Annotated in this window: 7 protein-coding genes; 5 read left to right on the top strand and 2 right to left on the bottom strand. The window is 39.6% G+C overall.

Features of this window, described 5'->3' with window-relative positions:
- Positions 1-190 (bottom strand): oligosaccharide flippase family protein (locus tag ACILQF_RS07715; protein ID WP_395626840.1); only part of this gene is annotated, 190 nt, incomplete at its 3' end.
- Positions 191-451: 261 nt separating this feature from the next.
- Here ACILQF_RS07715 and ACILQF_RS07710 point away from each other — a divergent pair.
- The 3 genes from ACILQF_RS07710 to ACILQF_RS07700 are packed head-to-tail and all read left to right on the top strand — an operon-like array spanning position 452 to position 3434.
- Complete coding sequence (locus ACILQF_RS07710; protein WP_395626839.1) at positions 452-1525, top strand: DUF1972 domain-containing protein; 1074 nt, start codon at positions 452-454, stop codon at positions 1523-1525.
- Positions 1526-1549: 24 nt separating this feature from the next.
- Positions 1550-2566, top strand: coding sequence for a Gfo/Idh/MocA family protein (locus tag ACILQF_RS07705; protein ID WP_395626838.1), 1017 nt, complete (start codon positions 1550-1552; stop codon positions 2564-2566).
- Between the two features lies 1 nt (position 2567).
- The gene (locus ACILQF_RS07700; RefSeq protein ID WP_395626837.1) at positions 2568-3434 is read left to right on the top strand and encodes a hypothetical protein; all 867 of its coding nucleotides are present in this window, start codon (positions 2568-2570) and stop codon (positions 3432-3434) included.
- Positions 3435-3482: 48 nt separating this feature from the next.
- Here ACILQF_RS07700 and dxs read toward each other — a convergent pair whose 3' ends face one another.
- Positions 3483-5411, bottom strand: a complete 1929-nt coding sequence (gene dxs / locus ACILQF_RS07695) for a 1-deoxy-D-xylulose-5-phosphate synthase (protein WP_395626836.1) — start codon at positions 5409-5411, stop codon at positions 3483-3485.
- 156 nt (positions 5412-5567) lie between these two features.
- Between dxs and ACILQF_RS07690 the strand changes: the two genes are divergently transcribed.
- Positions 5568-6389: a segregation and condensation protein A gene (locus tag ACILQF_RS07690; protein ID WP_395626835.1), complete on the top strand. Its 822-nt coding sequence runs from the start codon at positions 5568-5570 to the stop codon at positions 6387-6389.
- Positions 6390-6446: 57 nt separating this feature from the next.
- Positions 6447-7721, top strand: a complete 1275-nt coding sequence (gene glyA / locus ACILQF_RS07685) for a serine hydroxymethyltransferase (RefSeq protein WP_395626834.1) — start codon at positions 6447-6449, stop codon at positions 7719-7721.
- Positions 7722-8359: the final 638 nt, after the last annotated feature.

The raw sequence follows: 8359 nt of genomic DNA, 5'->3' as shown, positions 1-8359 counted from the left end.
GCTTTATGGGCTCCTCTTTGTTTATAACAATGTCTTTTACGCCCGATTGGCTGGTGCCAAAATTGATGATCGTGCCCATTAAGCCGGCAAAATAATTGGCGATGGTAAATAAGCCAAATGCTTCTAACCCTACTTTACGGATTATAAGTGGATAGATTAGGAAAGATAAAAGGGTATTGTACAACTGCACGCTGCCCAAATTCAAAAAATTTGAAAATGTGCTGGCCTTTAAAATGTTTTGAAGATTTCGGAGGCTAAAAGGGTTCAAGCGTTTTATCTTTTAATGTTTGAAGAGCATTTATTGCTCAGCGTGAATTTTCAAATATAGCTAAATGAAGAATAAATGGATAGCTTTTCGCTATGGCATTATAAATTATCATTTTAACAGCGATAGGATAAATATTGTTCGTTAATTTGTGCTGGTGGCTAATAGAAATTTTAATTTTTTGAGATGCGCTTAGCAATAGTTGGTATTCGTGGTATTCCTAATAATTATGGGGGCTTTGAGACTCTTGCTGAGTATCTTGTGGAGCATTTTGACAAGGATATTGAGCTTACAGTTTATTGTTCTTCTCGTGATATGGATAGCCAAGTTCGGACTTATAAAGGAGCTAAATTGCGCTACCTACCCATCAGTTCGCATGGAGCTTCGGGGATTTTATACGATAGTCTGGCCTTGTTAATGGCGGTTTTAACATCCGATAAAGTCTTATTTTTAGGCTTCGGTGGTGGTTTTATCATGCCTTTTTTAGGAAAATATAAGTCGAAAATTATTTTGAATATCGGTGGTCTCGACTGGAAGCGTGATAAATGGTCGCCTTTTGCTAAAAAGGTAATTCGTTTTTCTGAGGCTCAATTGGTTAAAAATTGTAGTCGTTTGATTGCTGATAATGTGGGCATTAGCGAATATCTATTAAAAACCTATGGCAGATCAAGTGAATTAATTGCCTATGGCGGTGATCAAGCCATGAAGGTTAGTCCCGCGCAAGAAGATACCCAACTCTATCCTTTTTTAAACGGTGACTATGCTTTTAGCGTGACTAGAATTCAGATTGATAATAATATCGATATGGTTTTGGATGCCTTTAGTACTCAGAATGAACTGCCTTTGGTGATGGTTGGGAATTGGGATAATTCTGATTACGGTCGGCAGACCAAGAAAAAATATCAGGATTATGTGGGTTTGATTTTGTTGGATGCAATTTATGACCGTCAAAAATTGGATGTTTTGAGGAGTAATTGTTCCTTGTATATTCATGGGCATTCGGCGGGGGGCACCAATCCATCATTGGTGGAGGCGATGTATCTTGAATTGCCTATTTTTGCCTTTGCTTCGGGTTATAACGAATACACGACCGAAAATAAGGCTATTTACTTCGATAGTAGAGAATCGCTAAGAGGCTTGATTGATGGCCGTAAAGGTTATGATTTGTCCTCTTTGGGAAAAAATATGAAGCTTATTGCTACTAGATCTTATCGATGGAAAACAATTGCTGAAAAATATAAGAAATTAATATTATCGTAATTTTAGAGCGAATTAATTATAGATATGGTTAGAGTTGCATTGATAGGAGCGGGTAAAATGGGGCTCTCCCATTTATCGATTTTGGGGGCACATGCGGAGGTTGAAATAGTTGGCGTGTGTGATACCTCAAAAATGGTAACCGATGTATTGGAAAAGTATTCGGGCTTTAAATGTTTTTCGGATTATGCAAAAATGATTAGCCAGGTGAAGCCTGACGCTGTTTTTGTGTCGGTCCCGACAAAAATGCACTTCCAAATTATTAAGGATCTGCTTGCCGCCAAAATCCATGTTTTCTCTGAAAAACCATTCTGCTTGAAGCCCGAAGAAGGGGCCATTTTAATTGAAATGCTAGCTCATTCGGGTTTAATAAATCAGGTAGGATATCACAATAAATTTATCGGCACTTTTCAAGAGGTGAAGAAATTGATAGATAATCGGTCGATTGGTGAGGTTTACCATTTCCAAGCAGAGGCCTACGGACCAGTTGTTATCAGGAAAAAGCAAGAAACCTGGCGATCGAGTCCGGAGGAAGGTGGTGGTTGTTTGATGGATTATGCTTCCCATGTGGTGGATTTACTCAACTATTTAATTTCACCGGTGGCTGAGGTTCATTCGAGTACGCTAAAATCAATTTTCTCAAGTCAGGTTGATGATGCAGTGTATGCTATGCTTAAACTGAAAAATGAGGTATCTGGTTTATTATCAGTTAATTGGAGTGATGAAACGCATCGTAAAATGTCGACTTCCATAACTATTTGTGGTACAAATGGTAAAATTATATCTGATGCAAGCGAGTTAAAAGTATTCTTTAACGACTCTTCCAATTGTCCCGATTCCTATACCAAAGGCTGGAACATAAAATACGTAACTGAGCTGAGTATGCCGGTTGATTTTTATTTAAGAGGAGAAGAATATTCTGCTCAGATCGATCATTTTATTGATGCGGTGCTTGGTAGGAGGGCGCAAAGTATAAATACATTTGAGAGCGCACATTTAACTGATGTAGCACTAAATATGATCAAGTTAAAATCACTGAACTAGTATGGAGAGAATTTTATTTGGGGACAATCAGTTTTTTGCTGTAAATCATATTTCTGACGAGAAATCTAGGGCCCAGTCGATACGATTTAAGGAAGATTCTGCCATTATCAAAACACTTGATCAGGCCAGAGATGCGGGTGTAAATACTTTTATGTGTACCACCCATGATCGAATTGCTAAGATCTGTGATAGTATTAGGCAAAACCCTGAAAAGTATGCTAATTTCAATATGTATCCTTGTATGCCCTATGCGCATAAATATGCCAATGCGGTAACAGAGCTCGGAATTGCGGGAACGCTTAAGGAATACGTGCCTGGTAATTTTATTGGATCTATGTTTAAGGGAGGAATGGCCTTCTTGTCTAAAGATTACCTCTCGATCATGGAATTATTGATTGATTCGGAGATGAAAATGTTTAAGGGGATTAATACACCTGTCATTTTTCTGCAAAATGTGGTCACCGATTTATTGCTCGGCTTGGGGATGAAGGATATTTTAATTGCCTTTCACACCTATATAAAAAAGAAATACAATGTAGAAGCAGGTTTTATTACGATGAATATGCCTAAATTATTATACCTGTTGAAGGAGGGTGGAGTTGAGAATCCGATTATTTGTTCGTCAATAAATAGTGCCGGTTTTAGGATGTCGGGAGGCAAGGCGCTTTACGAAAAAGTATTGAAGGAGGAGCAGTTCAGACCAATTGCCATGCAGGTTTTAGGTGGAGGAGCGATACCTGTTAAAGAAGCTTTGGAATATGTGTGTTCCTTCCCACAAATTGAATCCATCTTATTTGGGGCTTCTTCAAAGGCGAATATTGATCAAACAGTGGCGTTTATTAATGGCTTTGATCAAGAAAGGAAATAAGTAATTCAGGACTGCTTCAGGGGTCTGAAACAGTCCTAATTATTTTTATTAGGATGCCATTACCCTCGACGATCTACTAATGGCGAAGGATTTCACAGTTTTTGCTATTCCTTCTGCATCAAAACCGCACTCGGCCCATAATTGAGGCTGCTCTCCATGTTCAACAATGCGGTCAGGAATTCCTAATCTCACGATGGTGGCAGAATAATTATGATCGGCCATAAATTCTAATACTGCAGAGCCCATACCGCCTTGTATGCAGCCATCTTCCACAGTAATTACATATTTATACTTTTTAAATACTTTATGTAGTAATTCTTCATCAATAGGTTTTGCAAAACGCATGTCGTAATGCGCGGGTTGAATTCCTTCAGCATTGAGGGCGGCACAAGCTTTAACAGCTTCATTACCAATATGCCCGATGCTTAAAATGGCAAGTTCATCACCCTCACAAATTGTTCTACTTTTTCCTACTTCAATGGCTTTTAGCGGACGACGCCACTCGGGCATTACTCCATTTCCACGTGGATAGCGTATGCTAAAGGGGCCCATGTTTTCCTGCTGAGCGGTAAACATTAGGTTTCTTAGCTCTTCCTCATTCATAGGTGCCGACACCACCATGTTTGGAATACAACGCATGTAAGCAAGGTCGTATGCACCATGATGTGTTTGTCCGTCGGAGCCTGCAAAACCCGCGCGATCAAGACAGAACACCACATTTAATTTTTGAATGGCAACATCATGAATCACCTGATCATAGGCCCTCTGCATAAATGAAGAGTAGATATTGCAAAATGGAACCATTCCTTGAGTGGCTAAACCAGCCGAAAAAGTAACGGCATGCTGCTCAGCAATACCTACATCAAAAGCACGATCAGGCATGGCCTTCATCATGATGTTTAGGGAGGATCCTGAAGGCATGGCCGGTGTGATACCCATGATCTTCGAATTTTTTTCTGCGAGCTCAACAATCGTATGTCCGAATACGTCCTGGTATTTTGGAGCGGTAGGTTTGTCGTTAACAGTTTTCTGGATTTCGCCAGTAATTTTATCGAATAGCCCCGGTGAATGCCATTTTGTTTGATCCTTTTCTGCTAAGGCATAGCCTTTACCTTTTACGGTTACGCAGTGGAGCAACTTGGGTCCGGGAATATCTTTTAAATCTTTTAGAACTTTTGCGAGGTGCTTTACGTCGTGGCCATCTATCGGACCGAAATATCTGAATTTTAGCGCCTCGAAGAAATTACTTTTCTTAAGAAGTCCGCCTTTGATGCTTTTCTCAATTTTCTTGACAACATCATGCGCATTGGGACCGAGTTCAGAAATTTTTGTGAGCACACTTGAAATATCATCTCGGAAACGATTATAGGACTTCGAGGTTGTGATATCGGTTAAGTATTCTTTTAAAGCACCCACATTTGGGTCGATCGACATGCAATTATCATTCAGAATTACCAGAATGTTTGAATTTTCTATGCCTGCATGATTTAGCGCTTCAAAGGCCATTCCACCAGTCATGGCACCATCGCCAATTACGGCTACGTGCTGTCTGTCTTTTTCACCCTTGTAATTGGATGCTACAGCCATTCCTAAAGCCGCCGAAATGGAGGTTGATGAATGTCCCACACCAAAGGTATCATATTCACTTTCAGACCTTTTCGGGAATCCGCTTAAGCCCTTGTATATTCTATTGGTATGAAAAGAAGCCCTTCTGCCGGTTAAAATTTTATGTCCGTATGCTTGATGTCCAACATCCCATACTAATTGGTCGTAGGGTGTATTTAAAATATAGTGTAGTGCTACAGTCAATTCTACTACACCAAGGCTGGAGCCGAAATGCCCACCGTTTACCGAAACGGTATCCACAATAAATTGTCTGAGCTCAGAACATATACGTTCAAGATCATCCTCTTTAAACTTTTTTAAGTCTGAAGGATAATTGATTTGCTCTAAAAGTGGCCCCGCTTTTACTTCCATGTAGGATTATAGATTTTTGAACAGCAAAAATAACTTTTTTGTCAAACATTTTCCTTTTTTGATCAAGAAAGATCATTGAAAATGGCTGAGCTTAGGTAATACAATTGTAATATATTAAAAATTTTAAAATAAAAATGACGTAAAAAAATTTTTCCCATGGTGACAGGTCGCGACCTGTCCCTACGTAAAAATATATTTCTTATTTTTGGATATTATATGCTTGCTAACGACGGTTTTGAGATACGCCTTCCTCAGTTTGAGGGCCCTTTTGATCTGCTTCTATTCTTTATTGAACGAGATGAGCTGGATATTCAGGATGTGCCAATTGCCCGTATAACGGACGATTTTCTGGATTATTTACATCAGATGAATTCCTTAAATATGGAGGTTGCGAGTGAGTTTATTTTCGTGGCGGCAACCTTGATGCGTATCAAAGCCAAAATGCTCTTGCCTCGTCCTGATTTGGATGATGAAGGCAATGAAATTGACTTAAAACGCGACCTTATTCAAAAGTTAATTGAATATAAAAAGTTTAAGGAGATTGCAGAGCATTTCAAAGTTCTTGAATATGAACGGTTTAAACAAGAGAAAAGAGGAAGTATTGCCGAAGATTTAAGGCAGGTTGCTCTCCTTGCAGAGCCTGGTGATGAGCTTGAATCTTTCGACTTGTACAAGCTGATGCTCACTTTTCACAAGGTTTTTGATCGGAGTTTGCAGCGCGATAATCAGCAAGAGCATGTGCTTGAGCAATATCCTTATCAAATTGAGACTCAGAAGAAAGTGATTGATCAGCTTCTCGCGATAAACAAAAGACTGGATTATAATGCTTTATTGGCCAATTCTGATAATAAAGTCCATTTTGTATATAATTTCTTAGCCATGCTAGAAATGCTGCAGCAGGATTTAATCAGCATTCAAACCGGTTTGGGCTATAATAATTTTTGGATTGAGTCTAAAATCAGTTCAATCCATACTTAATTTGTATTTTTACACATCGTTTAATAAAAAATATATCAATATACAATTTCACCATCCATGAAGAGAGATAAACTTATATTCAGCCTGATAGAAGAGGAACAGGTACGTCAAGAAACTGGTCTGGAACTCATAGCTTCCGAAAATTTTGTTAGCAAGCAAGTTATGGAAGCGGCAGGTTCTGTGCTTACCAATAAATATGCTGAGGGCTTACCCGGAAAACGTTATTATGGTGGGTGTGAGGTTGTTGATGAGGTTGAAAATATCGCTATTGAGCGTGCAAAGCAATTGTTTAACGCAAGTTGGGCTAATGTGCAACCACACTCTGGTGCGCAGGCCAATGCGGCTGTGTTTTTGGGATTATTGAATCCAGGAGATAAAATCTTAGGTTTTGACCTTTCACATGGTGGGCACTTGACGCATGGTTCTCCAGTAAATTTTTCCGGTAAAATATATAAGCCTCATTTTTACGGGGTTGATCGCGAAAGTGGATTAATTGATTATAAGAAATTAGAGGAAGTGGCCTTGAAAGAGAAGCCAAAGCTAATTATTTGTGGTGCTTCGGCTTATTCGCGCGACTGGGATTATAAATTTATTAGATCTGTGGCAGACGAGATTGGGGCCTTGGTATTGGCTGATATTTCTCATCCTTCAGGATTAATTGCCAGAGGTTTGCTAAATGATCCACTTCCACATTGCCATGTTGTAACCACTACTACGCATAAAACATTGAGAGGCCCTAGGGGTGGTATGATTTTGTTGGGTAAGGATTTTGAAAATCCTATGGGACAAAAAACTCCGAAGGGTGAGCTTAGAATGATGTCTTCAGTATTGGATATGGCTGTTTTTCCGGGTACTCAGGGTGGTCCGCTAGAGCATATTATCGCTGCAAAGGCCATTGCTTTTGGAGAGGCTTTGAGCGATGATTATATGAAATATATTATTCAGGTTAAGAAAAATGCAGAAGCTATGGCTGCCGCATTCGTTAGCCGTGGTTATCAATTAATTTCTGGTGGGACGGATAATCACATGATGCTTATTGATCTTAGAAATAAGAATATAACCGGTAAAGATGCCGAAAATGCCTTGGGTGAAGCATCTATTACGGTTAATAAAAATATGGTTCCTTTTGATGATAAATCACCATTTGTTACTTCAGGTATTCGTGTGGGTACGGCTGCTGTGAGTACTCGCGGATTGAAAGAAAAGCATATGGAGAAGATTGTGGAGCTTATTGATGAGGTTATTTGCAAGCCAGATAGTGCTTCTAATGCGAAAAAGGTAAGTACGAAAGTAAATGAAATGATGGGTAAATATCCGCTTTACGCGAAATAAATTCAATTTTTTAATTGAAAAATCCCTTCTCACGTTTTGTGGGGAGGGATTTTTTTTGAAATTTTCTTTTTGCAGATTCCACCTCGTTATTTCGAACGTGCCAGTCTAAACATGACTTAACATAAAATAGGAGGCATGGAGAAATCTGTTGAATAATAGTGGAAATTTCATTCAAATTCTGTGTTGTGATTGACGTTTCCCGCTCTTGGCCGCGGGGGCCTAGTTACTTTTTCGTGGTGAAAATTAACCAAGCCGAGGCTCTTCGCCGAGACCATGAGAACCTTTAAAAAACAATAAACAACAATCGAATAACAACCACCGCTGCGTCTGATGCTATGAAAGGTTCTGCGAGGGCTAGGGTTGTGGTTGCCGCACCAGCCAAGGCGGAAGAAGCGTGAACGGAGGGTCTGTGCTAGGGGTTTCTGCTAAATAATATTATTTGGGTTTTATAGCAAGTTTTTAAGAAAGCCGTCAAATGAACTGGGGGTTTAGGCGTCATGCTTTTTCCCTTAGCAGCTGTAAAACAAAAGGCAAAAGAAGGCCTAGTGGGTTTGGGAGGGGCATTGTTTTACCCTTCTGTAAAACGCAGCCCGTGGGCTTTTGGTTTTTGTGTGCGGTTGGTTTGCGCCGGCTGCCTA

Origin of the sequence: Daejeonella sp., assembly GCF_044232565.1 — a bacterium.
GTDB lineage: Bacteria > Bacteroidota > Bacteroidia > Sphingobacteriales > Sphingobacteriaceae > Daejeonella.
This window is presented reverse-complemented; position numbering and strand designations above follow the sequence as displayed.